Below are 25,610 nucleotides of genomic sequence, written 5' to 3'. Positions count from 1 at the left end.
TAAAACAGATTGAAGGAGGAATTTTTACATGGAGAAAAAACGAATCTTTAGTGTCCCAGAAGGTGGATTCACTGTTCAAAAAACCGTCGAATTTGTGCAATTAAATAGTACATTTACCAGTGAGGTCTTCATCGAGAAGAATAAGAAAATTTTTAATGCAAAAAGCATTTTAGGACTAATGAGTTTGTTAATCCCCTCAAAGGCTGGAAAAAAGTTTACCATCATCGCAAAGGGCGAAGATGCCGTAGAAACCATTAAACAAATCACCAACTTCATCGAAAAACAACTCCCACCAACCTCAAACCTAAGTCTATGGGATCAAGAAGGCATCGAAAACGTTAATCACGCCCTAAAAGACTCCCAATCCCGATGGACCACCACCGTCCATAACATCGCCAAATCCTACCTAACTGTGAAGAATAGTTGACATGGGGACGGTTCTTCTTCTTCCATGACACTTCGTTGTCAAGGAAGCAAGAGAACCGTCCCTTTGCTTCACCACCTCAAATATATTGTTGAAAAAGGATTCGATTGATTTCGAGTTCTTTTTTAGGTTTTTTGTGATAAAATATTGAAAATTAAGAAAATAGGCTCTTGTAAGGGGATATTAAGTGTAAAAGCCAAGGATATTACAAGCCGAAAGAGAAGTGGGGTAAGGAGGAAAGAATGAAAAAGCAAATTCAGGTTATGAAAACGAAGCTTATGGCTCCGAGATTTAAGGAAGATTCAATTAGAAGAGCTAAATTAACCAAGAAAATGAAAGCGTTTTCTGACTATCCTCTTACCCTTGTCCACTCAAGCGCTGGTTACGGGAAGAGTACAGCTTTAGCGTTGTATGTTAGTGATGAGCAGGTACCGTGTTGCTGGTATTCGATCTCAGCTGCAGATGATGACATGATCCCGTTTCTAACGTACATCGTTTCAGCGATTCGGACGGTTATCCCGAACTTTGGCGCGGAATTAAGCGAATATATGGAGCAGATGGATCCATATTTACGTGAAGATACCTTGGATGCGCTTTGTTCGTTATTTATTAATGATGTTGTCGCAGTTGACGAAGAAATCATTTTGATTTTAGACGATTATCATCAGGTGGAACATTCGTACAATGTGAACAGTTGGATGGAGAAATTAATTGAACATATTCCCGACAACTTTCATGTCATCGTTTCGAGTAGAAGTCGACCAAGATGGAATTCGCTATCGAAAATGAAAGTTAGCGACCAACTGCTTGAAATTACAAAAGAGGATTTGGTGTTAACAAAGGATGAAATTGAATTATTTTTATGTGACTATTATGGTATCGACCTGAACGAAGAGCAGCTTGAAACGGTATTCAATATCACGGAAGGCTGGGTCATTGCTTTAGGGATGATTGCCCAACAACTAAACGAGAACACAGATTTCGAAGCCTTTTCGCATATTTCGATCCAAACCTTAGATCACCTGTTTCATTATTTAGCGCGAGAGGTCTTTGAGCAACAACCTCCAATGGTCCAGCAGTTCCTAGAACAAACCAGCGTTTTTGATGAGATGGACAAGGAAATTTGCGAGTCTGTCTTAGGCATGGCTAATTCAGAGGGGATGCTTCAACAAATTTCAGACCATAATTTATTCGTTCAAAAAATAGGCGAACAACAATATCGATACCACGCCTTGTTTAAAGAGTTTTTAGAGGAACAATTAAAGAAGAACCAACCCCGAAGTTATACGATGTTGCACGAGAGCTGTGCACGCTTTTATGAAAAAAGACAGCAGTTTGAGCTAGCTCTCGCGCATTATCAAAAGATCCAATCGATCCAAGCTTCGGCAGCCCTATTACATGAATATGGACCGACAATGCTGAAAAGCGGCAAGCTTGAAAGTCTCTATGAAAGGTTGACGACGATTCCTGAACAGGTTAAGGATGAGTTTTACACCTTATGGCTTTTACAAGGGGAAGTTCTTCGTTACCGTTCGTTATATAATGAGGCGGAAGTTTGTTATGACCGAGCCATCGTAGAAGCGGATAAAAGAAGAAACCCCTTCGTAAAGAGTAAATCGTTAGAGGGAAAAGCGAAAATTTATTTAGATACCATTCAACCTGAAAATGCAGAACGATTATTGAATCAAGCGATGGAATTCCTTGAAAATAGCGATTACCATTCCGAAGAAGACCGGGGAATGCTTTATCGCTTGCTAGCTGAAAATCTCATTAACTTAGGGCAAGGGTCGAAAGCTGAAAAATGGATGAATCAAGCCCAGTCCGTGATGAATCATCAGGTAGATGTTCAGTTAGAGGCACGTTTATATTTGCGTACTGGTAGACTTGATCGAGCGAGGAATATTTTATTAGCTACTAAAAACAAAGAGGCAATGAAGGTACATTTGCCTCAATCTCATCGGGAGACCGATTTGTTATTAGCGTTAATTGAAGCTTTTATTGGAAATGGAGCAGAGTCTAAGTCATTAGCACAAGAAGGCATTCAGAATGGAATTGAAATTGAATCTCCCTATGTAGAGGCTTGCGGCTGGATTCGAATGGGTCATGCAATCCAACTTCTTGATCAATATGATGCGTCATTAGCAATCAAATGCTATGAAACGGCACTGGAGATGATGGAGGCCATTCAAGTCGAGCGCGGGAAAGCCGAACCGTTAATGGGGTTATGTCTTTTATATGGAAGAAAAGGTGAATATGAACGGGCAATTGAGGCTGGAAACGCTGCTCTTCAAGAAACAGATAGAGTCAAAGATTTATGGCTTTCTTCGTTTATCACCTTAAGCCTAGGCATTGCGGCTGCTTATCATCGAAACATCAATCAAGCCTTATCCTACTTGGAGAAAGCGGAAAAGATGTTTACTCTGTGCAATGATTCATTTGGGCAGATGCTTTCGTATTTATGGTTAACATACTGTTCCTATCTTCAAGATAATGATCAGTTATATGAACGAAACCTGACTTCTTTACTAAGACAGGTGGAACAGGGGAATTATGAGTTCATCTTTCAGAGAAAAACAGTGTTTGGCCCGAGAGATTTGCATATGTTAGCACCCATGTTAATCGAAGCCGGGAAGAAAAGCACCCCCTCGACTTACGTTAGTAAACTATTGCAGGATATGGAGCTAACTCATCTAAAATCGCATCCAGGTTACACGTTGAGGATTGATACTTTAGGTCCATTTAAAGTTTGGTTAGGTGATCGAGAAGTTGAAGAAAAGGATTGGCAAAGGGGGAAAGCGAAAGAACTTTTGCAATTATTTACCACACGCCCCTTTCATTTGTTTCCAAAGGAAGAGATATTCCATAAGCTTTGGCCTGAGCAGGATGAAAAGAATGCCGCTCGGGATTTCAAGGTCGCGTTAAATGCGCTAAATAAAGTGCTTGAGCCGAAACGAAAGGCTCGTGAAACCCCATTTTTCGTGATTAGAGACGGAACAAGCTATGGTCTTAATCACCATGCAGGGATTGAGCTTGATTCCATCCAATTTGAGGAATGGATCAATCGCGGCCTTGCAGAACAGAAAGGAGAAATGGTGAGTCCATTTCTTGAAAAAGGGCTACAACTCTACAAAGGCGACTATTTACGGGACCGTCGATATGAGGATTGGTGTTTGAATGAACGCGAAAGACTTCAAGTTCTGTTTCTCCGAGCCTCAGAGAAATTAGCGCAAAATAGTGTCAGAATAGAAGATTATGATAAAGCCATCTATTGGTGTGAAACCATTTTAGAGAAGGACCGGACCTGGGAAGAGGCCTATCGATTGCTGATGTTTTGCTATTATCGTAAAAACAATCGGCCGTTCGCGATGAAATGGTATCAAAAATGCTGTAAAATCCTTGAAGATGAATTAGGCGTCACACCACTCGAACCGACAAGGCAGATGTATGAAATGATTCTAGCTGACTAAGGATGAACATTATTAGTTTTAAACATCCTTCCACGGGATGTTTTTTTATTTTGCGATTAGAAGAAGTTCATTCCACGAGTATGGTCACTGAGAGCCACCATCAATGCCCAAACTCAAGTTCATTCCACGAGTATGGTCACTGAACACCTCCATCGATGCCCAAACTGAAGCGTCTTCCACAAGTATGGTCGCTGAGGCCTCCATCAGTGCCCAAACTGAAGCGTCTTCCACAAGTATGGTCACTGAGAGCCTCCATCAATGCCCAAACTGAAGCGTCTTCCACAAGTATGGTCACTGAGCAGCTCCATCAATGCACATACTCAAGCTTCCCCCTAGATATATCTCATCCCACCCAACTCCTCTTGTAACTCATTTGTAACCCTACTCTTCTATGATACTCTCAAAAGCTTAACCAGCTTTTTCTAGATCAAATGTTAAGGGGGAAAAGAAACATGGCGGGCAAACGGAATATTGCTTTTATTTGCTTTATGGCCTTCATCATGATTTTTGCAAGTGCTTGTAGTAACTCCAAGGAAAGTGGAAATGAAAGCAGCGGTGGGTCAACTGACAAGCAAGAAGAAACACAGGCACCAATTAAAATTGGAGTATTAGCCTCGCAAACGGGTGGGCTCGAAGCTTATGGGGAACAAACCTTAAGAGGCTTTGAGCTGGGTTTAGAGTATGCGACAGATGGAACGAACGAGGTTGCAGGTCGCAAGATTGAATTTGTGGTTGAGGATACCGAAACCAAACCGGAAGTAGCGGTGCAAAAAGCAACAAAGCTTCTTGAAGAAGATGAAGTGGATTTTCTCGTGGGCTCCTCCAGCTCAGGAGACACATTAGCCGTTCTCCCGTTAGCGGAAGAATATGAAAAAATTATGATTGTCGAACCAGCTGTCGCTGATAGTATTACAGGTTCAGAGTTTAACCGATATCTTTTCCGTACCGCCCGTAACTCCTCTCAAGATGCCGTTGCCGGAGCAGCAGCCATTGCAGCGGATGGGGTAAAAATTGCCACCCTCGCACCTGATTATTCGTTTGGTCGTGATGGAGTATCTGCCTTTAAAGAAGCGGCCGAAAAGCTAGGTGCGGAAATCGTACATGAAGAATACGCCGATCCAGCGGCAACAGACTTTACCTCTAATATTCAAAAAGTAATTGATGCCGATCCTGATTATTTATTTGTTGTCTGGGCAGGGGCGAATTCGCCATGGAATCAAATTTCCGATATGAAGGTTCAAGACAAAGGAATTAAAATCTCAACGGGAGCACCAGATATCGCGGCATTAGCTACGATGCAGCCATTAGTGGGCATGGAAGGCTTCTCTGTTTATTATCATGATCTGCCAAGTAATGAGATCAATGATTGGCTTGTTGAGAAACACAAAGAAAAATTCAATGGAGATGTTCCAGATTTATTTACACCTGGTGGCATGAGTGCAGCGATTGCCATTGTCGAGGCGTTAAAGAAAACAGAAGGGGAAACAGATACAGATCAGTTAATTGATACGTTAGAGGGAATGAGCTTTGAAACGCCTAAAGGCACGATGACATTCCGCCCTGAAGATCACCAGGCGCTCCAAACTTTATATGCGATTAAACTTGAAGAAAAAGAAGGAGTTCCTTATCCAGTACCTGTGCTTATGCGTGAGCTAAGTCCGGAAGAAACAGCTCCTCCTGTACGGAATTAAAAGCACGATGAACTTCGGTAAACTGTGCCGAAGTTCATCGTTTTATTTACAAATTTAGGGTGGTGACGTTATGGGCTTAATTGAAACAACCGATTTAACGATTGCTTTTGGTGGGCATACCGCCGTTGACCGTGTGTCCTTTTCTGTGGATGAAAACCATTTTAAATCGATTATCGGGCCGAATGGCGCAGGGAAGACAACGTTTTTTAATCTTCTAAGTGGTCAGCTCACACCGACCGCGGGCAAAATCCTATATCGCGGTGAAGATATTACCAAGCTTTCACCGACATTGAGAACCCGCAAAGGGATTGGGAGATCGTTTCAAATTACCAATGTGTTTCCGAATCTAACCGTTTTAGAGAATGTCAGATTAGCCGTTCAGTCACAAGCTGGCATCCGTTATCAAATGTTGGTTTCCTATAAAAAATATAAGCAGGTAGAAGCGAAAGCAGTGGAATGGCTTGAGCTCGTCCTCCTTGATAATAAAAAAGAAACACTTGCATGTAATCTTGCGCATGGTGAAAAACGGAAATTAGAGATTGCGATGTTATTAGCCTTAAATACCGATGTTCTCCTTTTAGATGAACCAACAGCGGGCATGTCATTAGAAGAAGTGCCAGCTATATTGGAAGTAATTCGAAAAATCAAGGAAACCGGCGATCGCACCATCCTCTTAATTGAGCACAAAATGGATCTAATCATGGACTTGTCTGATTCCATCATGGTGCTTTTTAATGGAAGCTTGCTCGCTGATGGAACGCCAGAAGAGATTATGAAAAATGAGACCGTTCAGTCCGCGTATTTAGGGGGTGTTGGAGGATGAGCGCTCAACTGAAGCTTAACAATGTTGAAACGTATATCGGTCAGTTTCATATTTTACAAGGCATTTCATTTGAAGTCAGAAAAGGCGAGGTAACCGTTCTGCTCGGAAGGAATGGGGCCGGCAAGACCACCACCTTAAGGACAATCATGGGGTTGAACCCGGCTTCAAAAGGGCAGGTTCAATTCAATGGGGAAGACATCCACTCACTGCCAACCTATCAAATTGCACAAAAAGGGATTGGCTATGTCCCAGAAGATCAAGGAATCTTTGCTCAATTAACGGTTGAGGAAAATATGAAAGTTGCCATGAAAAGCGATAATGACCAAACTCAAGCTCGCCTTCACTATATATTAGATTTATTTCCTGATTTAAAAACCTTTTGGAAAAAGCCTGGTGGACTTTTAAGCGGTGGGCAAAAGCAAATGCTTTCGATTGCGAGAGCGTATATCAATGAAAATGAATTGTTGTTGATTGACGAACCTAGCAAAGGGCTCGCGCCAATTGTTGTTGAAAAAGTCATGGAATCAATCATGGAGATGAAGGAGAACACAACGATTGTGTTAGTTGAGCAAAACTTTATGATGGCAAGTACGATTGGTGATCGTTTTTATATCATTGATGATGGCAAAACCGTTCAAAGTGGTGAAATGCAAGTGCTTAAAGACGACCAGGATATGAGGCGAAAGTACTTAGGAATTGCTTAAGGGAGGAGGAGCTGTACGTGGAGGTGTTTTTTAATCTAGCTCTAAATGGGTTGGCTACTGGGATGTTGATTTTCTTACTAGCAGCCGGACTCACGCTTATCTTTGGATTAATGGACGTGCTGAACTTTGCCCACGGTGGATTATTTGCTTGGGGTGCCTACAGCGGAACGTGGATTTATGCGACAACTGGTAGCTTTTTTATCGGAATTATTGGGGCGATCATAACCGGCCTGATCCTCGGAATGATCACTGAAAGATTCATTATCAAACCAGTGTATGGCAATCATGTTCAACAAATTCTCATCACGCTTGGACTTATGCTTGTGTTATCAGAATTATTAAAAGTGGTTTGGGGACCAAATCAGCTCTCCGCTGTCGCCCCTAGTTTTTTACAAGGAAGTTGGGAAGTTGGCAATATCATCATTATTAAATATCGTGTGTTCATCATCCTCGTTGGGTTGCTTGTATTTTTAGCCGTTCAATACGTACTTAAAAATACAAAGATTGGTTTAGTGGTCCGGGCAGGGGTCATGAACAAGGAAATGGTTCAGGCGCTCGGAATAAATATCAAGAAAGTCTTCATGCTAGTCTTTATGATTGGTGCAGCTATGGCCGCTTTAGGCGGAGTTCTTCTCGGTCCGTATTCAGGCGTAATTCATGCCGAAATGGGAATGGAGTTTGCGATTCTTGCATTCATTGTTGTGGTGATTGGTGGAATGGGAAGCTTCCCAGGGTCAATTTTAGCCGCGATTTTGGTAGGTTTATCAGGTTCGTTCATGGCCTACTATGTCCCAGACTTAGCCTTAGCCGCCAACATGTTGTTAATGGTGGTCGTGCTAATCTTTAGACCACAAGGCTTATTCGGGATGAAGGGGTGAGACGTATGATCAAAGAGAAGAAAAATCTATTTTATGGACTCATAGCGGTTATGCTCCTGGTTCTCCCGTTCGTGTATGATTCAAGATCGATGATAATTCTACTCACGCAAGTGTTCATCTTTGCGATGTTTGCGATGAGCTACGATTTGCTGCTCGGTTACACGGGTATCGTGTCCTTTGGTCATGCGATGTTCTTCGGGATTGGTGCCTATACAATTGGGATTTTCATGAAGCAATTCGAGCCAACCGTCCCTTATTTTCTCCTAGCGGTGCTGGTAACGGTGGTGTTGACAGCGATTCTTAGCTACATTGTTGGCCTGTTAACCTTAAGGCTGAAAAGTCATTTTTATGCGATGCTTACTTTAGCGTTTGCCGGGTTATTTTTAGTGCTAGCTGAGAAATGGCGAAGTTTGACATATGGAAATGATGGTTTTACCTTCCGGACTCCAGAAGTATTTCGCGATCGCTTTGACTTCTACCTCATTTGTCTCGTAGCGATGATCCTGGTCTTTGTTCTTTTGACGCGCTTTACCAATTCTCCACTTGGCCGCGTGTTACAAGCGATTCGCGAAAACGAACCACGGGCAGAGTCACTTGGTTACAGTGTTATTCAATATAAAATCATTGCCAGCGTCGTTTCCGGTGTGATTGCAGGCTTAGCGGGGATTTTGTACTCGATGTCCTTACGATTTGTGAATACAAGTGTTTTTACGATGGATATCACGTTAGATGCGTTGTTAATGACGATTATCGGTGGAGTGGGTACGCTTGTCGGGGCAATCGTTGGTGCAGGGATCATTGAATTCGCCCACCACTGGCTGACCCAGCTGGCAAAGGTCCATTGGATTTTTGAGCGCTGGATCATTCTTTTTGGAATTGTTTATATCTTAGCTGTAATGTTTTTTCCAAAGGGAATTGTCGGGACTCTTCAAAATATGAAAAAGCGCAAGAAACATACGGTGGAAAACAAGGATGATAAAAATATCTCAGGCTGAGAAGGAATCGAAATCGTGAAAAAACAACTTCGGTTCCATCAAGGAGGAAGTGTAGGATGGAGGAAAAACAAATGGCGTCATTTGTCATACGATTCCACTTAGCTGGTGTCGATGAGGAAAAGAATATAAAGTTATGGCGAATCAAAGTTACTCATGTACAAGAAAATGAGGAAACGCTATTTGAGACGATGGAAGAGGCAGTACTTTATATGAAAGAGATAACGAATTACTCTTGAGCTGGAGGTGGTGATATGGTGGAGGTTGGGATTTTAAGTATTGCCACGTATATTCCCTCCCAGTTTATATCCGGACAAGAGATTGCCGAACGGGCAGGGATTCCTCCTGAAATCGTCGAGGAGAAAATGGGGATAAAAAGAAAACCGGTTCCAGGCAAGGAAGATCATACATGTGAAATGGGAATTCGGGCGGCAAAGAAAGCTATCGAAAAGGCGGGAATCGACCCGTTAGAAATCGATTTAGTCTTGTATATTGGCGAGGAATATAAAGAATATCCATTATGGACGGCAGGGATTAAGCTCCAGGAAGAAGTCGGAGCAAGAAATGCATGGGCTTTTGATGTTGCCCAGCGGTGTGGGACGACAATTATGGCGTTGAAGGTTGCCAAAAACATGATGATGGCTGACCCTTCTGTTAACACCGTGCTTTTAGCTGGGGGCTATCGAAACGGCGACTTTATTGATTATAAAAATAAACGAACACGGTTTATGTATAATCTGAGTGCTGGTGGTGGGGCAATTCTATTGCAGAAAGGTTTGAATCGCAATGTCATCATGGAAACAGAAATTATCACGGACGGCTCATTTTCTGAGGACGTGGTTGTGGTAGCCGGTGGAACAAAGAATCCAATATCAAAAGACAATCTTCACCTTTATCAGCTTGATGTTCTTGACCCTCAAGGGATGAAAGAGCGTCTGGAACAAAAATCAATGGCCAACTTTCTAAAAGTTATTCGGGAATCACTGCGGAAGAGTGGGTATTCGGAAAAAGAGATTGGGTATGTTGCGATGTTGCATATGAAAAAATCAGCGCACCAATATGTATTAAAAGAACTTGGACTATCTGAGAAAGATTCAATTTATCTTGAAGACTATGGACATATTGGGCAGATGGATCAGATATTGTCGTTAGAGCTTGCTGAAGAAGCCGGGAAGCTACAAGATGGAACGATGGTCGTGCTTGTAAGTGCGGGGATTGGCTATGCTTGGGGAGCGACAACGATACAGTGGGGAAAGGGGACTGAAAATGGGCGACAAACTTGACCCTCAAACCGAATGGGGAAAGAGTTTGGAAGCATAGGGACGGTTCTCCTGCTTCCAAAACCTATTAATCTTTGTTAGAAAAGCGAAATATCCACTACAAAAAAGAGATTGATTATGCTTCAATCTCTTTTAAGCCTCTTCACCTAAATAATACAACCTGTAGTTAATCAAACTTCAGCTTAACGGCTCTTGTAGCAACAAAACATTTTATGTACTTATCTAACGGCCTTCTTCCACCAAAGTCATCTTCGAACAATCCAGCAATCACGAACCCTGCGTCCACTTGGCCTTGAATTTGATCTTCTAAAGTATGGCCATACTCGATTGTATTATTAGCGTTAATGTAATCGGTGACTTCTTGTTCTGTCAAAGGATCCAATGAGCAGAAGGGAATTGAATTTTTCACCACCAAATTTCCTTTTTGGTCTTCTTCATCATCAAAAATAAACAGCAGAGGATTGGTGAAGCCAGAAATAAGAACCCCGTTATTTTTCAATACCCTTGAAGCTTCCTTCCATACAGGAGAAATGTCTTCGACAAATACGTTCGAAACTGGATGAACAATCAAATTAAACGCTTCATCCTCAAACTGAGACAAATCAGACATATCCCCCTGAACGGTTCGAAGTGATAACCCATCGCGTTTCGCTACAAATTCATCCTTTTCTAATTGCTTTTTGCTTAAATCAATAACCGTTACATCGGCCCCTGCTGCAGATAGGACTGGACCTTGTTGACCACCGCCAGAAGCTAAGCAAAGAACTTTTAATCCAACTAGTGACTTCGGGAACCAATTTCTTGGAACCGGCTTTTCAGTTGTGACAGTAATTTCCCATTCCCCTTTTTTACATTTCTCAATGACCTCACTGGAGACTTCCTTCGTGTAAACAGAGCCATCTTCGACTTTTTTATCCCAAGCACTTCCGTTGTGTTTAACTGCATCCACTTTTCCATTTCCCCCATGTATTTAATCTCTCTTTAAAGCATTTCCTCTAGTAATCCACAAAAACCTTCACAAGGATCATTTTAACATATATATCCAAACGAAATTAGCTGTGTTAAACATTGATGTTGATTTCCGCTCAAGGCGCATCGCTTTCCGCCTGCGGAAAGCGTGGACATTTCCAACTCTTGTAACTTCGTTGTAACTCCTATTTCTTATGATGAGATTACTTAAGAAAAGGGAGAGATGGCTGTGAGGTGGGAGCTGGATTGGCTTGAAAATCGGACACGATTATCGCCTGAGGCGGTGGCTTTAATAGATGCAGAAGAAAATACAACGAGGACATTTGCTGAACTGAACAGCCGCAGTCAGGCAACGGCGAATTGGCTTTATGAAAAAGGAGTAAGAAAAGGAGAACGAATTGCTCTTCTTTCTCCCAATCATCTCAGCTATTTCGAATTGCTGTTTGCCTGTGGGAAAATTGGTGCCATCTTTGTTCCAATCAATTGGCGATTGTCGTTAGAAGAAGTCCATTTTATCTTAACCGATTGTTCGCCGAAACTAATTGGCTACCATTCCAAGTTTAAAGAAATCTTTGATAATCCATTATTTGTTAATTACGAGACCTTTCAAGTGGAGCGAGAACTCCGACCCAAACTTAACATGGCTATAGTCGCCGAGGAACCCTTAGATGAAAAAGACCCGTTAGCAATCATTTATACAGGGGGAACAACCGGAAAACCAAAGGGAGTTGTCCTTTCTCATCAGTCGATTTTGACGAACGCGGTCAATACGGTAATCAGTTGGAATTTAACCAATGATGATACTACATTAACTTATATGCCTCTATTCCACACAGGGGGACTTAATGCCTTATCGATTCCGATCCTGCTCGCAGGTGGGAAAGTCGTGATTGCTAGTGATTATGACCCAGTTAAAGCGATTACCTACTTAAATCACTATCAATGCACCACTGTTTTATTGGTACCGACCATGTATCATATGATGATTGAAACTGCGGAATTCAAAACAAGCTCCTTTCCTTCTATTAAAACTTTTTTATCAGGTGGGGCGCCGTGCCCATTTGAAATTTATGAAGCCTTTAAAAGAAAAGGGTTATTGTTTAAAGAAGGCTACGGGTTAACGGAAGCAGGACCTAATAATTTTTATATTCACCCAGAAGAAGCAGGGGGAAAGAGGGGGTCTGTTGGCAAACCCATGCTTTTTAATACCGTTAAATTACAAACGGAAGAGGGGCAAGAGGCAGGTATTAATGAAGTAGGGGAAATCCTCATCCAAGGAAAACATTCTTTTGAATATTATTGGAATCAACCACAAGCAACTAGAGAGACCATCAAAGATGGTTGGATCCATACGGGGGATTTAGCTAAAAAAGATGAGGGCGGATATTTTTATATCGTAGGTCGAAAGAAGGATATGATCATCACTGGAGGAGAAAATGTCTATCCGCTTGAGGTTGAACATTGGCTCGCTTCACATCCTCAGATTAACGAACTAGCAGTCATTGGGCTTCCTGATCAAAAATGGGGAGAAATCGTTACCGCATGTCTAGTCACGAAAACGAATGACAAGCTTTCAGAGGAAGAGTTAAGACGATATTGCTCAAGGAAGCTCGGGAGCTACAAAGTTCCCAAACAGTTTCTCTTCTTAGAAAAATTGCCAAAAACCCATGTTGGAAAAATCGATAAGGTGGCATTGAAACGCTTAGCGATGGCAACACGGAATTAATCGTGCAACAGGCTAGTAACGAAAAGGTAGAACAATAGAAAGCTAAAAATAAGAAATAAAAAAGACCAACTCAGATTTAATTCTGGGTTGGCCTTTTTAGGTATGGTATGAAGAATATGATATGTAACACCGTGCACCTACCATCGATAGAAACAACCAAGCGTTACTTGTAAGAGAAAGCTCGAACTAGGCGACCCCACGGCACATAGAAAGTTCTACTTATGGCTGCTTCCTTCCGGACCTGACCAATTTCATAGGTTTCCATTGCGTAGGACCCAATTGTCAACACTCCTATTACAAGGCAGACCTCACATGTAGCTACCTCAGGTAGGAATTCAACCCCGCTATGGCGGATTGCGGGTAACAGGGCACCGCCAACTCCCCGTCTAGCACGGTATGTATAGGCTAGACTAATTCTTCTATGTGAATTTTATTGAAAATTGTTGAAACAACTAATGAATCGGCGCATGAAATGGCTGTAAGCCAGGTTTTGTTCCTGCGTGCTCCAGGCGATGCCAATCTCGCACTACAGGTGTAATCATATGACTATCGGTTATATTGACCGATCCATCCGTTTGGTTCAATTCCCGCAGGATGGTGCCCCTACCAAAGTTTGGGTTGCTCGCTCGTGGGGTTTACCCGTTCCACCTCTTCCGTTTCCAGAAGAGTATCGTCTCTGTGGCACTTTCAGGGTACTCTCAGCGTATCCGTATTGGACTTAGCATGATTTCTCCGCCGTCAACAGACAAGAAGTCTGCTGCCCATCTTTGCAGATGGCACGAACACTCCGGGCATCTCAGCACCGGGCGAGCCTGGACTTTCCTCAACTCATGTAAACATGAGCCGCGATTACTCACCATTTCATGTTTGTTTTGTTCATCAGCTACGTGTATTAATTTATCATGAATCAGAGGACCTAGTCATTAGGAGAACATGCCCATTGGTGGAAAATTTAGGGTTTATTTATTTCGGAGCAAGGATTATTGTTAGAAACAGGACTAACTACCTAATAGTAAGAGTATATAATAGTAGATGAACAATAAGAAAAAATAAAAATACATGAAAGAGAAACTTTTTAATAATATAAACGTATATATAGTAGGAAGTTTTTTCGAAGCCTATTTATTTTTCAAGTGGATTCGCGTAATCACGGTTGGTTCACACATTTCGGCAAAGCTATCCATTGCCCTAGTGGTACTAAAGATTGCCTGTTGCCTTATCATTGGTTTAATTAGGACGGCCTACTATGGGGGCTTTTTTGTTTGGCGTCTTTTAGGCCTTGTTTTTCTGGATGAGGTGATTTTGCTCATCTACTTTCGCCGAGCGATGTCTAAGGCTGACATTTTTTGGCGTATTATTATGATTCCTTTTTAGAGATTGTTGTGATAAACTCTGGTTTAGCCTTATAACAACCATTTTTTGGTGATAAGTAACTCATCAAGTCTTCCTTTTCTTCTACTAGACTGATTGATATAAAGAGTAGTTTAAGATCGAACATTAAGAAAGAGGGTAAATTGAAAATGAGAAAACAATATATTGAGGAACAGGGGTATCTGAAAAAGTTTGCTGTATTTTTCTTCCTTGCTGTTGTCCTTTTGTGGCTAAAAACCTACTTGGTACAGGTCACACAGTTTAACTTAGGAATTGATAATGCAACACAGGAGTTTTTATTATTTCTGAACCCGTTAGGTTCATCGCTCATATTTTTGGGGTTTGCACTGTTTTTTAAAGGAAGGATAAAATATATTTCCCTTCTGGTCATCTACTTCATTCTGTCATTTCTAGTCTATGCAAATGCTTTATATTATCGGTTCTTTAACGACTTTATTACGCTACCAACTTTAACCCAGACTCAAAACTTTGGGGATGTTAGTGGCAGTATCACTACACTATTAAAACCGTATGACCTGTTGTTTTTTGCTGATTTCTTACTTCTAGTTGGTCTGCTTGTCTTTAAGGTTGTCCGTGTAGAAGTAGAAAACTTCACCAAACGAAAGGTTGTCGCCTTATTTTTTCTTGGCTTAGGGATTTCAACCATGAACATAGGGTTAGCTGAGGCAGACAGGCCCGAATTATTGACAAGAGGGTTTGATCGAAACTATATTGTCAAGTATTTAGGGATGTACAATTATACCATTTATGATGCGGTGCAGAGTACAAAGGCTTCTGCACAGAGGGTTTTGGCAAACAGTGACGATATAACTGAGGTTATTAACTATACAAGCTCTAGTTATGCTGAGCCCAACCCAGAATATTTTGGTGCGGGTAAAGGAATGAATGTAGTTTATGTTCATTTGGAGTCTATTCAAAACTTCCTTATTGACTATGAACTACATGGCGAAGAAGTTACTCCGTTTTTAAATTCGTTAACTAGGGAAAAAGATGTTTTGTATTTTGATAATTTCTTTCATCAAACAGCCCAAGGAAAGACGGCCGATGCTGAGTATATGGTGGGGAATTCTCTATATGGATTGCCGCAGGGATCCGCTTTTACAACCAAAGGCTTAAACACTTATCATAGTGCACCAGCGATTTTAAGGCCGCTTGGCTATACTTCGGCTGTTTTCCACGGGAACACGGGGAGCTTTTGGAACCGCGATGAAATCTATAAATCTTTTGGATACGACCATTTCTTTGATTCTAGTTATTATGAAATGAACCCGGAAGATTTGGCTGATTACGGCTTGCATGACAAACCATTCTTCGAGCAATCGATGCCGAAACTACAATCGTTGAAACAGCCGTTTTATGCAAACTTTATCACGGTCACTCACCACTTCCCGTTTACGATTGATCAAGAAGAGGCGACGATTGCACCTCATACAACTGGTAATAAAACAGTAGATAACTACTTCCAAACCGCAAGATACGCGGACGAAGCGTTAGAGGAGTTTTTCACCTACCTGAAGGAATCAGGCTTATATGAAAATACGATGATCATTATGTACGGGGACCATTATGGGATTTCTAATAATCATAACAAAGCAATGGCCGAGGTGATTGGGAAAGAGGTCACTCCATTTGAAAGTGCTGGTTTACAACGAACACCATTATTTATTCGTGTTCCAGGCATGGAAGGCGGAGTGAATCACGAATATGCAGGTCAGATTGACCTGCTCCCAACGTTGCTTCATCTATTGGGAATTGATACAAAAGAGTATGTGCACTTTGGTAACGACATTTTATCAGAAGACCATGATGAGCTCATTCCATTCCGCAACGGTGATTTCGTTAGCCCGAAATATACGCTAGCAGATAGCAAGTATTACGATTCAACTACAGGATTGCTACTTGAAGAAGAAGAGCAAATAGAAGAGGCAAATCAATACCAACAAATAGCCAAAGAAAAACTAGACTACTCCGACAAAGTCGTAAACGGAGACCTGTTACGTTTCTATACACCAGAAACCTTCATCCCAGTCGATAGGTCTGAGTACAACTACACAAGGAAGTATGGGGACGGTTCTCCTGCTTCCACATCGAACATGAGATAAGGGAAATTAAATTGATTAAGCGATTTAAACCATTAGAAAGCGCGCATGAACGAAATAAGCGCTTTGTACCCACAAAAAGGGCAACTCCTACATTAAAGGAGTTGCCCTTTTTAAGTTGCTCATGACCCCATTGAAACAACTGCGATAGAGGTTTTGTTTTTTAAGTTAGGGTAAACTCTAAATTTTCATATTAGCTAATTAAGTGTTATTTCAACCGTGTTTGATTCATAAGGATAAGTATCTGACGGGGGTGTTCTATGAAGAAGTGGTTAAAAGCCGTTATTCTAACTTATCTAACCCTGTTGTTTTTCGGTAGTTTTTTATCTGTGGGTCTTCTATGGACTGGATTGTTGGAGAAAACACTGCCATTCATCGCGGATATTAAAATCTTCTTATATTACTTTTTGGCTGGATCAATTGGTGGTTCATTAAGGCATCTTTATATGTTTTGCTCTCACTACATGAAAGACGAATTAACCAACTACCGAGAATGGATCATGTATATTTTTTATCCAATCTTTGCGACGGGAGCGGCTGTTGTTGCAGTCACTCTCGTTGAAAGTGGGATCTTCTTAATCGAGTTCAGCGCCTACGGTGACACTCCCTATGCACCAATCAGTCTCGCTTTCTTTGTTGGGTTCGGCTTCAACAGGTTTTTAGATCGGTTGAGCATTGCGTCTGCCAATCTATTCAAAACGAAAAACAGGAGAAATAGTCGACAAAAAACTTCTTAAGTAGGTTTTGAAATGACCAGAAAGGATAGAAAAAAGCGAACAGAAATCGATCTGTTCGCTTTTTTACAATTCATTTCATTTAATTTCTATCGAATTAACACCGGAGCTACTCGATGTTTTGTGGCTTGCTCGTAGGCATAGGAGAACCCTAACAGCTTTGCCTCACTCCACATTTCACCCATAAATACTAAAGCAAAAGGAGAGCCGTTCTGATAATAACCCGCAGGGACGGTCACAAGCGGCAAGCCGCTAATGTTTACTTCAGAGACGGTTGTAGCAATTCCCTCCAATCCGGTTCCTTCCTCGAGCAAGGTGATGCTTTGCACCATTTGAGGGAAAACAAATCCGTCTAACCCGTATTTGTCCATTACGCCTTGAATCAAGTTCAAGAAATTGTTTCTAACTTCATTAAAATAGGTTAAATCATAGTGATCGCAGTTAGCCATCGCTTCCTCTGGATTGGCAAAAAAATGGACCAAATTCAATGGACCGTTCTCTGACCAAGGGAATTCTCCAGCTCGTTCAAATACTTTCCTCATTGAAATCGTGTCATCCTGAGGATCTAAATTCTTTAAGTAATTTTCAATATCAAAAAAGACGGAATCCAGTCCGAGAATCATTCTTGCCAGGTCATTTCCTAATGATTCCACATACTCGACAAAACCTGAACCAGAAAACGGATCGGCGACAACCTCTGCTCCCAGCTGTTTTAGTTCGTTTATTTCACGGGAATACAATTCGTTTGTTTCCTCAGAAAGTACTTTGCTGCTCCACCCAGGACCAAAAACTCCAAGCCGCTTCCCTTGAAGAGCCTTTTCACTTAATTCAGATGTATAGCCACCATCCGGCATTTTCCCAATCGAATCCTTGGTCTTTGGGTCATCTTCGTCATATCCAGCAATGATATCCAGCATTAGGGCTGCATCTTCAACTGTGCGTGCATGGGTTCCTAAAACGTCCCGCGTGCTGCCACCAAGTGGAGTGACCCCCTTCGTCGGAACGAGTCCAAAGGAAGTTTTAATCCCAACAATTGCTTGTGAAGCAGCTGGCATTTGAATCGAGCCACCAGTTTCCTCAGCAATCCCAAGGACGGTGAAATTTCCAGAAACAGCTGTAGCTGTTCCAGAGCTACTTCCACCTGGTGAAAAACCTCGGTCAACCGCATTATAGGTTGGTCCATCCCAGCTAGTGTTCGCTGAATCCATCCGCGCACTGAAGGCCGGCATATTCGTTTTACCAAGAATGATCGCACCAGACTCTTTTAATCTAGTCACAATCGAAGCATCCTTTTTAGGAAGTAATTCAATTCCCCCTGTTTCCTTGCAGAGGGGAGCCCAGCCAAATGTTGATGGAAATCCTTCAACATCAACGGCCTCTTTTATGACAATCGGCACACCAGCTAAAGGTCCAAGTGTTTTTCCTTCAGAGCGCAAACGATCGATTTCCCTTGCCTCTTCCAAAGCGTTTGTATTCATAAAAGTAAAAGCATTGTAGTTTTTCTCATATATTTCAATCCGATTTAAATAAGATTGAACGACTGCCTCAGACGTGAATCTCCCTTCCTCATAGCCTGTCATAAGCTCTTTTACCGTCACTTCTTTTAAAGGGAAATCATCAATAACTGTTTTTAATAGCGTACGATCTTCCAAATAGGTAAACCTCCTTCATTAATTTTAAGAAACAAGAATTTATTAACTAAATATTCTGTAAATCTAGAAGTCTATGTTTGTATTTTCGCACAGAAGTACTAGAAAGTTAACCCATTTAAAAGGGTTTATTTACGAGTTTCTTTTGAGTGTTCTCTTGTTTCTACTGAATCCTAAGGGTCTTCATATTATTGGAACCAGAATAGGTTATAGAATCTGCCCGTAAACCACGTGGGCTTGCCCCATGGCGTAAGTCAGAAGGGGTGACCTTCTTTGTACTAAGATTTGGGCCATTCGATATAATTGGTCAAAGTACACTCCAAAACCGCAGACATAAGATAACTTGATTAATCTCTGAAGGGAACGATGCTGAATGTATAATTACCCCAATACGTATATAACCCCTTTTTACGCAAACCAGCCTTTTTACAATTCCAACTTCTTGCCAAGAAGTAGTCAAGAAACATCGAAAGAAGTAGTTGAAGCTATACTTAATGGAATCAAAGGAGAAGCTACAGCGATTGATTTTTACAGTCGATTGGCTAATTTAGCGCCAAATCAAGATCGAAAAATGAACATTCTTCATGTTTTGGAAGATGAAACAATGCATTGGAGGCAATTGACAGATCTATATATCAACCTTACTGGAACACAACCCGTCTACCAAATTGAACAAATACCTTTCCATTCGTATCGAGAAGGGTTGCAAAAAGCCTATAACGCTGAATTAAGGAATTATGAAGATTATCGAAATAGTTATCTTCTAGCTCAAAATTCACCAGTTCGAGATGTATTCTTGCGGGCATGTAATGATGAGACAGAGCATGCGAACCGGTTATGGCAAACATTAAGAGCGGAAGGCATGAATGAATCAACAGATTATGGTGGCGAACCGTTTATTGTTAATATTGATCAGGCCACTAAGCAAAACAATAACTTTCGAACAGCATTATGGACGGGGGAGCATTTGCAGGTGACTTTAATGAGCATTGATGTTGGGGAAGACATCGGGCTAGAGCTACATCCGGATGTCGACCAATTTCTACGTGTTGAAGAAGGAGAAGGATTGGTTATGATGGGGGATCAAAAGGAATCTTTAGATTTTGAAGGAAGAGTTAAAGATGATTATGCGATTATGATTCCTGCTGGTAAGTGGCATAATTTAATTAATACAGGTGACAAGCCACTCAAACTCTATTCAATCTATGCACCACCAGAGCATCCATTCGGCACCGTTCATCAGACGAAAGCCATTGCAATGGCAGCTGAAGAGAATCACAATCACTAGATACTGAAAGCATGGGACTCCGTTCTCATGCTTCTATTTAATTAATTCTTCTACTATAAGGATGTACCTCCAGGAAAAACGGAGTGTATTATCCCGTAGGTCGTAATATCAGGTCTAGAAATAACGATGATTTTGGATTATGATAAAAGTAGCCTCATAAGTTAGAAAATTCATTTAATTAAGCAGATAACAAGAAATCAAGGGATTAAGTACCAAAACGGCTTAATTCCATTGTGGAGGGGAAATCATGAAACTTTTATCATTTTATGAAGAAAACAAAGTGAAATTAGGAGTTAAAACCAATGATGGCATCATTGATGTAGAAGCAGCTGCCGCATTTACAGGACTTTCAGTTCCGACAACCATGTTAGAAGTGGTAACAGGAGGGAACAAGGCAATCGACCAACTAAATCAATTGGCATTACAGGCTCCATCTATCCTACAAGAGGACGCGATTCAATTCGCACCAGCCATACATAATCCCCAAAAGGTTCTTTGTGTCGGGGCAAATTATCGAAAACATGCGGAAGAATCAGGTCTGCCCATTCCTAATGACCCAATTTATTTCTCAAAATATGCAAACAGTCTTGCTGCTCATCGGGACAAGATTGAACTACCTAACTTTACTGAAGAAGTGGACTATGAAGTAGAATTGGTCGTGGTAATTGGCAAACAGACAAAAAGGGTGAGCCCGTCAGAAGCTCTGGACTATGTGTTTGGGTATGCTGTTGGAAACGACCTGTCGGCACGTGACCTACAATTTCGCAGTTCCCAATGGTTATACGGGAAAGCAATCGATGGCTTTGCCCCATTAGGTCCTTATCTTGTGACCGCTGATGAAGTGCAGAATCCCCAAAACTTAACCCTTAAGTGTTGGGTGAATGGAGAATTGCGCCAGAATTCAAACACTGAAGACATGATTTTCAACGTCGCTACCATTATAAGTGATCTTTCGCAGATTATGACCCTAGAGCCAGGGGATGTGATTTATACAGGAACCCCTGAAGGCGTTATTTTAGGGATGGAACAAAAAACGTGGCTAGATTCCGGCGATGAGATCGTCTGTGAGATCGATGGGCTCGGCCGATTAGTGAACCAGCTGTATCGGAGCTAGGCCGAAAAATGGGTCAAATATAACGCAAAGGTTCATATAAACCAAGCTCAAAATTGGAAAAATGAGGTATAATAAAACTAGACATAGGGTGATTCATAAGGGTCAAATGAAAGGAGGGTACAAAATGAGTTTCTTCTTTTTAGGCTCTATTTTCTCGAGTATCGGATTTATCTCGATTGCGGCTCTTCTATGGGGGTTGATTGTTACCTCGGTGGTCCTACTTTTGTTTAGTTTTAAAGAGAAATCTTGGAAACTGCTTTTATTTAGCGGAATTGTATTTATTATTCCTGGTCTGGTTCTTTTCACACAAGGAGGAGCTTTTAGACTGTTCTTGGTTTTCCCTTTGTTAGCGATTGTATTAGCCTTCATTATGAAAAAGTTTGTAAAAAAGAACGGGGAGAATATAGGTTTATAAGTTTGATCATTTGACTCAAAAGCAACTTTCTCCTATACTAAACTTATATATTAAAATATTCCTTTTAAAGGGGAGTAGCTTTAACAGCAAAGTCGTCATTACGGAGATTAATCTCTCGGCTTTGTTGGCAACGATTGTTGTTAGCGAGACCTTTATCAATTTTCGAATTGGTAAAGGTCTCTTTTGCTTTAAAAAAAGGACTCTTGCCAATTGGTAAGAGTTTTTTTAGGTTATAATGATTTAGAGGGGGAAATAGATGAATCTCTTTATGAAAGATCTGCCCAACCACATAAAAAAGGAAATAGATAAGCTCCAGGAAGTTCTTCATCCAATTTCGAAAAAAATCACAAGGTACTCCATTTGGACTTTTCCTTTAATTGCGGTTTCCATATTTAATTTAGCCGGACTATTCCTATTTGGACAGGTGAACCAAGAATCGGCACCCATGATTCTCTTCTTAGCAATAATGGGCGCGATTGGAATGGCCTTATATAAAGAAATAAAAATACAACGCAAAGAAATAAAGAAACTGAGTGCAGAATATATGGTGGAAAGAATCAAAAATAGTGAAGTTGCGAATGAATACCGTAAAAAGGAATATATTGCTCTTATTCAGGAACAATCCATTAACAAAATGATCGCTCATTTTATTCATTTTCTAAATGAAGAAGATCGTCGGAAGAATATGATGAGCTAAGGTATCAAGGGAAAAACATCCGTACTAGACTCGTTCCCATTCCAATCACTGAAGGTGATTCTTCTCCGCTCCAATGGTAGGTAGGACTCTCTCATAGATGTATCCTGTGAAAAGTGAAAGAACAGCCGATTATGCTGTTCTTTTTTGTGGGTTTATTAAAAAACTTCAATATATCTGAATAAACAAGCCTGTAAAAATAGGCATAGCCCATAAAAAAAGGAGGACACCGAAACCCAAATATGAGCTGGTGTAAATGCATCACTTTCGGGCAAGGTTGTCCTTTAAAAAATCTATATGAAAAAGCTTACTTCAAGAGTTTCAGCTTTGTTTTCTGCCGTAATAATGGTGATTATTTCTTAAACACATGATCTCCGATGACAACCGTTGTCTGTCGTGAATCTAGCCAACGGCTAGTCGCAATATCGGGATTGTAGAAAAATAAAGAATCATGGTCAATCTCACCCTGGTCTGTTAAAGCAACATATACCGCTTCGATTGATTCTTCATCTGCTGGTTTATTAATTTCCCCATTTTGAACCGGTTGAAATTGGCCAGGGGCATAGATAACTTCTTTGATCGTGTCAGGAAATTGTTCGCTTTCTACCCTATTTAAAACAACATCCGCTACAGCAACCTTTCCTTCAAAAGGTTCTGTTTGCGCTTCTGCTCTCACAATTCTTGCCAGTAAATCTATATCAGAGTCCGAAATACTAAGATTCTCAGACTTTGCTTTTGGTTCAATAATCGCGCTAGCTTTTATTATCGTTTTATCGGAATTGTTCGTCTTCTGCTCTTCAACGATAATAGACGATGGAGTATGTACAGTTTGTCCCACAAAAATCCTATCTAAATCTTTGATTTGAGGGTTTGCTTGAGCCAACTCTTGTAATGTAAGTCCGTTTTCACGGGCGATTTTCGTCATCGTGTCACCTTTTTCAACGGTATAGGCAAATACAGGTGAAGCCACAAGAAATGATGCTAGTAATGTTAGTAAAAATAGTAATTTTTTCAAGACTCTAGTCCTCCTAGTTGGTTTTTTGCTTTATTAACATTTCGCTAAAACTATTTCTATGAGAAATAAAACTAGAATAGTATTACAATTTTGTTACATAGCCAATGCATCCGCCTGTAGAGGGAGTTTCTTCCAATAAATATTCCTGGTATTAGCAAAAAATGGTAGAATAAAGACGATCTTTGCATTCTAGTATGTAGTGGGTACCATGAAATTTGATATGATTAAGATAACTCACAGTAAGGGAGATGATGGAGGGTGGAGAAGAGAACGAAAATCGGGAAAACTGATCTTTTTGTTAACCCAATTGGACTTGGAACAAACGCAGTTGGTGGTCATAATCTATTTCCTAATCTAGATGATAACGACGGAAAAAAATTAGTTCAAACCGCATTAGAAAATGGGATCAATTTTTTAGATACTGCCTTTATTTATGGGCCAAGACGCTCAGAAGAAATTATTGGCGAGGTTTTAAAGGAAAGCGGGAAGCGTTCTGAGATTGTCATCGCATCAAAAGCTTCTTATAAATTTGTGGGGGATAAGACCATCCATGATAATAGTCCAGCTTTTTTAAAGCAATCAGTTGAGGAAAGCTTACAACGACTTCAGACGGATTATATTGATCTATTTTATATCCATTTTCCAGATGAAGCTACTCCAAAGGACGAAGCGGTTGGGTCACTGAAACAACTAAAGGATGAAGGGAAGATTCGGTCCATTGGTGTTTCTAACTTCTCGATTGACCAGTTAAAAGAAGCGAACCAAGACGGCTACGTTGATGTGTATCAAGGGGCATATAATTTACTCAATCGCGAAGCGGAGAAGGAGTTGTTTCCTTACGTGAAGGCGAATCAACTTTCCTTTATTCCCTATTTCCCACTTGCCTCTGGCTTATTAACGGGGAAATATCGAGATTATAGCGAAGTGAGTGAAAAAAACCGAAAGCGACCACAATTCCAGAAAGAAGTGTTTGAACAAACGCGCGAGAAACTCGAGCAGGTTCGCGAGATGGCCTCTAAAAAAGATGCAGAAGTTGCCCACATCGTGCTAGCTTGGTACTTAACACGTGATGAGATTGACGTTATTATTCCTGGAGCAAAAAATGCTGATCAAGTGCTCCATAATCTAAGAACACTGGCGGTCCAATTAACAGAGGAAGAGATACAGGAAATCAATCGGATTTTCCAATAGGACTAGACCAATGAACTCGTCTCATTTTCATTTATGAAAGCAGGTGTAAACGAAATGGAATATGTAAAACTAGGCAATACAGGCATGGATGTCTCTCGTCTTTGTCTTGGCTGCATGAGCTTCGGTGTTCCGGAACGTGGGAGTCATCAGTGGGTTTTGAACGAAGGTGAAAGTCGGCCGATGATTAAAAAGGCACTGGACCATGGCATCAATTTCTTCGATACAGCCAATGTCTATTCAGATGGTACAAGTGAAGAAATTGTGGGCCGTGTATTAAAAGAATACGCAAACCGCGATGAAATAGTTATTGCGACCAAGGTTCATGGGAGAATGCACAAAGGTCCGAACGGGGCAGGGCTTTCTCGAAAAGCAATTATGAGTGAAATTGATCATAGTCTTCAAAGGCTAGGAACAGACTATGTTGACTTGTATCAAATTCATCGCTGGGATTACGAAACTCCGATTGAGGAAACGATGGAAGCTTTGCATGACGTCGTCAAGGCAGGAAAAGCAAGATATATCGGTGCTTCATCGATGTACAGCTGGCAGTTTCTTAAAGCCCTACATATTGCCGAGAAAAATGGTTGGACTCGATTTGTATCGATGCAGAACCATTTAAATCTTTTATATCGCGAAGAAGAACGAGAAATGCTACCGCTTTGTAGAGAAGAGAAAATTGGTGTTATTCCGTGGAGTCCACTGGCAAGAGGTCGATTAACACGTGAATGGGAGGAGAGCACGGGTCGTTCAAAAACAGATGAATTTGGAAAATACCTTTATGCCCAAACGGCTGAAGCCGACCGTATCGTGGTCGAACGGGTCGCAGAGTTGGCTAAAAAGCGCGGTGTTCCTCGAGCCCAAATCGCCTTAGCCTGGGTCTTGCAGAAAGAACCTGTGACTTCACCAATCATTGGGGCAACCAAACTCTCGCACTTAGAAGACGCCATTGCTGCCCTTAAAGTGGAATTATCTCCTGAAGAAGTTGCATTTTTGGAAGAACCTTATATTCCTCATCCGGTTCTTGGGTTTAAATAAATCTTTTAAAAGAAATGCTGAAATAGGGAA

General features: G+C 41.1%; 22 protein-coding genes and 2 other RNA genes. 18 read left to right on the top strand and 6 right to left on the bottom strand.

Annotation, left to right across the window (positions count from 1 at the left end):
• Nucleotides 1-28: 28 nt before the first annotated feature.
• Both BMX30_RS02280 and BMX30_RS02275 read left to right on the top strand, forming a co-directional pair.
• A complete protein-coding gene (locus BMX30_RS02280) occupies nucleotides 29-427 on the top strand; it encodes an HPr family phosphocarrier protein (RefSeq protein WP_090740751.1) in 399 nt (132 codons plus the stop codon).
• A 239-nt stretch (nucleotides 428-666) separates the two neighbouring features.
• The gene (locus tag BMX30_RS02275; protein WP_090740749.1) at nucleotides 667-3,891 is read left to right on the top strand and encodes an AfsR/SARP family transcriptional regulator; all 3,225 of its coding nucleotides are present in this window, start codon (nucleotides 667-669) and stop codon (nucleotides 3,889-3,891) included.
• Nucleotides 3,892-3,975: 84 nt separating this feature from the next.
• On the opposite strand, the gene BMX30_RS23370 is transcribed toward BMX30_RS02275, so the two are convergent.
• The gene (locus BMX30_RS23370; protein ID WP_170843770.1) at nucleotides 3,976-4,134 is read right to left on the bottom strand and encodes a hypothetical protein; all 159 of its coding nucleotides are present in this window, start codon (nucleotides 4,132-4,134) and stop codon (nucleotides 3,976-3,978) included.
• A gap of 209 nt (nucleotides 4,135-4,343) precedes the next feature.
• On the opposite strand from BMX30_RS23370, the gene BMX30_RS02270 reads away from it, so the two are divergent.
• From BMX30_RS02270 to BMX30_RS02240, 7 genes are all read left to right on the top strand, one after another.
• Complete coding sequence (locus tag BMX30_RS02270) at nucleotides 4,344-5,582, top strand: substrate-binding domain-containing protein (RefSeq protein WP_090740748.1); 1,239 nt, start codon at nucleotides 4,344-4,346, stop codon at nucleotides 5,580-5,582.
• 70 nt (nucleotides 5,583-5,652) lie between these two features.
• Nucleotides 5,653-6,405 carry an ABC transporter ATP-binding protein gene (locus BMX30_RS02265; RefSeq protein WP_090740747.1) on the top strand — a complete coding sequence of 251 codons (753 nt, stop codon included), beginning with the start codon at nucleotides 5,653-5,655 and terminating at the stop codon, nucleotides 6,403-6,405.
• A complete protein-coding gene (locus BMX30_RS02260; protein ID WP_090740746.1) occupies nucleotides 6,402-7,109 on the top strand; it encodes an ABC transporter ATP-binding protein in 708 nt (235 codons plus the stop codon). Before BMX30_RS02265 ends, BMX30_RS02260 begins: the two co-directional genes overlap by 4 nt.
• Nucleotides 7,110-7,126: 17 nt before the next feature.
• Complete coding sequence (locus BMX30_RS02255) at nucleotides 7,127-7,987, top strand: branched-chain amino acid ABC transporter permease (RefSeq protein WP_090740744.1); 861 nt, start codon at nucleotides 7,127-7,129, stop codon at nucleotides 7,985-7,987.
• 5 nt (nucleotides 7,988-7,992) lie between these two features.
• Nucleotides 7,993-8,982, top strand: coding sequence for a branched-chain amino acid ABC transporter permease (locus BMX30_RS02250; protein ID WP_090740743.1), 990 nt, complete (start codon nucleotides 7,993-7,995; stop codon nucleotides 8,980-8,982).
• Nucleotides 8,983-9,038: 56 nt separating this feature from the next.
• Nucleotides 9,039-9,218, top strand: a complete 180-nt coding sequence (locus tag BMX30_RS02245) for a hypothetical protein (RefSeq protein WP_090740741.1) — start codon at nucleotides 9,039-9,041, stop codon at nucleotides 9,216-9,218.
• Between the two features lie 15 nt (nucleotides 9,219-9,233).
• Nucleotides 9,234-10,262, top strand: a complete 1,029-nt coding sequence (locus tag BMX30_RS02240) for a 3-oxoacyl-ACP synthase (protein WP_170843769.1) — start codon at nucleotides 9,234-9,236, stop codon at nucleotides 10,260-10,262.
• 163 nt (nucleotides 10,263-10,425) lie between these two features.
• Here the strand turns inward: BMX30_RS02240 and BMX30_RS02235 are convergent, their stop codons facing one another.
• The gene (locus BMX30_RS02235; RefSeq protein WP_090740739.1) at nucleotides 10,426-11,208 is read right to left on the bottom strand and encodes a class I SAM-dependent methyltransferase; all 783 of its coding nucleotides are present in this window, start codon (nucleotides 11,206-11,208) and stop codon (nucleotides 10,426-10,428) included.
• Between the two features lie 249 nt (nucleotides 11,209-11,457).
• Here BMX30_RS02235 and BMX30_RS02230 point away from each other — a divergent pair, with 249 nt between their 5' ends.
• Complete coding sequence (locus tag BMX30_RS02230) at nucleotides 11,458-12,954, top strand: acyl-CoA synthetase (RefSeq protein ID WP_090740737.1); 1,497 nt, start codon at nucleotides 11,458-11,460, stop codon at nucleotides 12,952-12,954.
• A 129-nt stretch (nucleotides 12,955-13,083) separates the two neighbouring features.
• On the opposite strand, the gene ffs is transcribed toward BMX30_RS02230, so the two are convergent.
• An RNA gene (gene ffs / locus BMX30_RS02225) (signal recognition particle sRNA large type) lies at nucleotides 13,084-13,349 on the bottom strand.
• A 79-nt stretch (nucleotides 13,350-13,428) separates the two neighbouring features.
• An RNA gene (gene rnpB / locus BMX30_RS02220) (RNase P RNA component class B) lies at nucleotides 13,429-13,815 on the bottom strand.
• Between the two features lie 659 nt (nucleotides 13,816-14,474).
• On the opposite strand from rnpB, the gene ltaS reads away from it, so the two are divergent.
• Nucleotides 14,475-16,448, top strand: coding sequence for a lipoteichoic acid synthase (gene ltaS / locus BMX30_RS02210; RefSeq protein WP_090740733.1), 1,974 nt, complete (start codon nucleotides 14,475-14,477; stop codon nucleotides 16,446-16,448).
• A gap of 257 nt (nucleotides 16,449-16,705) precedes the next feature.
• A complete protein-coding gene (locus BMX30_RS02205; RefSeq protein ID WP_090740731.1) occupies nucleotides 16,706-17,182 on the top strand; it encodes a hypothetical protein in 477 nt (158 codons plus the stop codon).
• 86 nt (nucleotides 17,183-17,268) lie between these two features.
• Here the strand turns inward: BMX30_RS02205 and BMX30_RS02200 are convergent, their stop codons facing one another.
• Nucleotides 17,269-18,831 (bottom strand): amidase, encoded by a 1,563-nt coding sequence (locus tag BMX30_RS02200; protein WP_090740729.1) that lies wholly within the window; start codon nucleotides 18,829-18,831, stop codon nucleotides 17,269-17,271.
• A gap of 370 nt (nucleotides 18,832-19,201) precedes the next feature.
• Here BMX30_RS02200 and BMX30_RS02195 point away from each other — a divergent pair, with 370 nt between their 5' ends.
• The 4 genes from BMX30_RS02195 (at nucleotide 19,202) to BMX30_RS02180 (ending at nucleotide 22,342) form a co-directional block, all read left to right on the top strand.
• Nucleotides 19,202-20,116 carry a cupin domain-containing protein gene (locus BMX30_RS02195; RefSeq protein ID WP_090740727.1) on the top strand — a complete coding sequence of 305 codons (915 nt, stop codon included), beginning with the start codon at nucleotides 19,202-19,204 and terminating at the stop codon, nucleotides 20,114-20,116.
• 247 nt (nucleotides 20,117-20,363) lie between these two features.
• Nucleotides 20,364-21,230, top strand: coding sequence for a fumarylacetoacetate hydrolase family protein (locus BMX30_RS02190; RefSeq protein WP_090740725.1), 867 nt, complete (start codon nucleotides 20,364-20,366; stop codon nucleotides 21,228-21,230).
• Between the two features lie 124 nt (nucleotides 21,231-21,354).
• Nucleotides 21,355-21,645, top strand: a complete 291-nt coding sequence (locus BMX30_RS02185; RefSeq protein ID WP_090740723.1) for a hypothetical protein — start codon at nucleotides 21,355-21,357, stop codon at nucleotides 21,643-21,645.
• A 256-nt stretch (nucleotides 21,646-21,901) separates the two neighbouring features.
• On the top strand, nucleotides 21,902-22,342 hold the full coding sequence (locus BMX30_RS02180; protein ID WP_090740721.1) for a DUF5392 family protein: 441 nt from the start codon (nucleotides 21,902-21,904) through the stop codon (nucleotides 22,340-22,342).
• Between the two features lie 349 nt (nucleotides 22,343-22,691).
• Here the strand turns inward: BMX30_RS02180 and BMX30_RS02175 are convergent, their stop codons facing one another.
• On the bottom strand, nucleotides 22,692-23,354 hold the full coding sequence (locus BMX30_RS02175) for a cell wall hydrolase (protein WP_090740719.1): 663 nt from the start codon (nucleotides 23,352-23,354) through the stop codon (nucleotides 22,692-22,694).
• Between the two features lie 258 nt (nucleotides 23,355-23,612).
• Between BMX30_RS02175 and BMX30_RS02170 the strand changes: the two genes are divergently transcribed.
• Together BMX30_RS02170 and BMX30_RS02165 are read left to right on the top strand one after the other, a co-directional pair.
• Entirely contained in the window at nucleotides 23,613-24,545 is a 933-nt protein-coding gene (locus BMX30_RS02170; RefSeq protein ID WP_090740717.1) for an aldo/keto reductase, read from the top strand.
• Between the two features lie 54 nt (nucleotides 24,546-24,599).
• Entirely contained in the window at nucleotides 24,600-25,580 is a 981-nt protein-coding gene (locus BMX30_RS02165) for an aldo/keto reductase (protein ID WP_090740715.1), read from the top strand.
• Nucleotides 25,581-25,610 lie beyond the last annotated feature (30 nt).

The organism is Mesobacillus persicus, assembly GCF_900109925.1.
Lineage (GTDB): Bacteria > Bacillota > Bacilli > Bacillales > Cytobacillaceae > Mesobacillus_B > Mesobacillus_B persicus.
The sequence above is the reverse complement of the archived record's forward strand: the minus strand, read 5'-3'. Positions and strand labels throughout refer to the sequence as shown.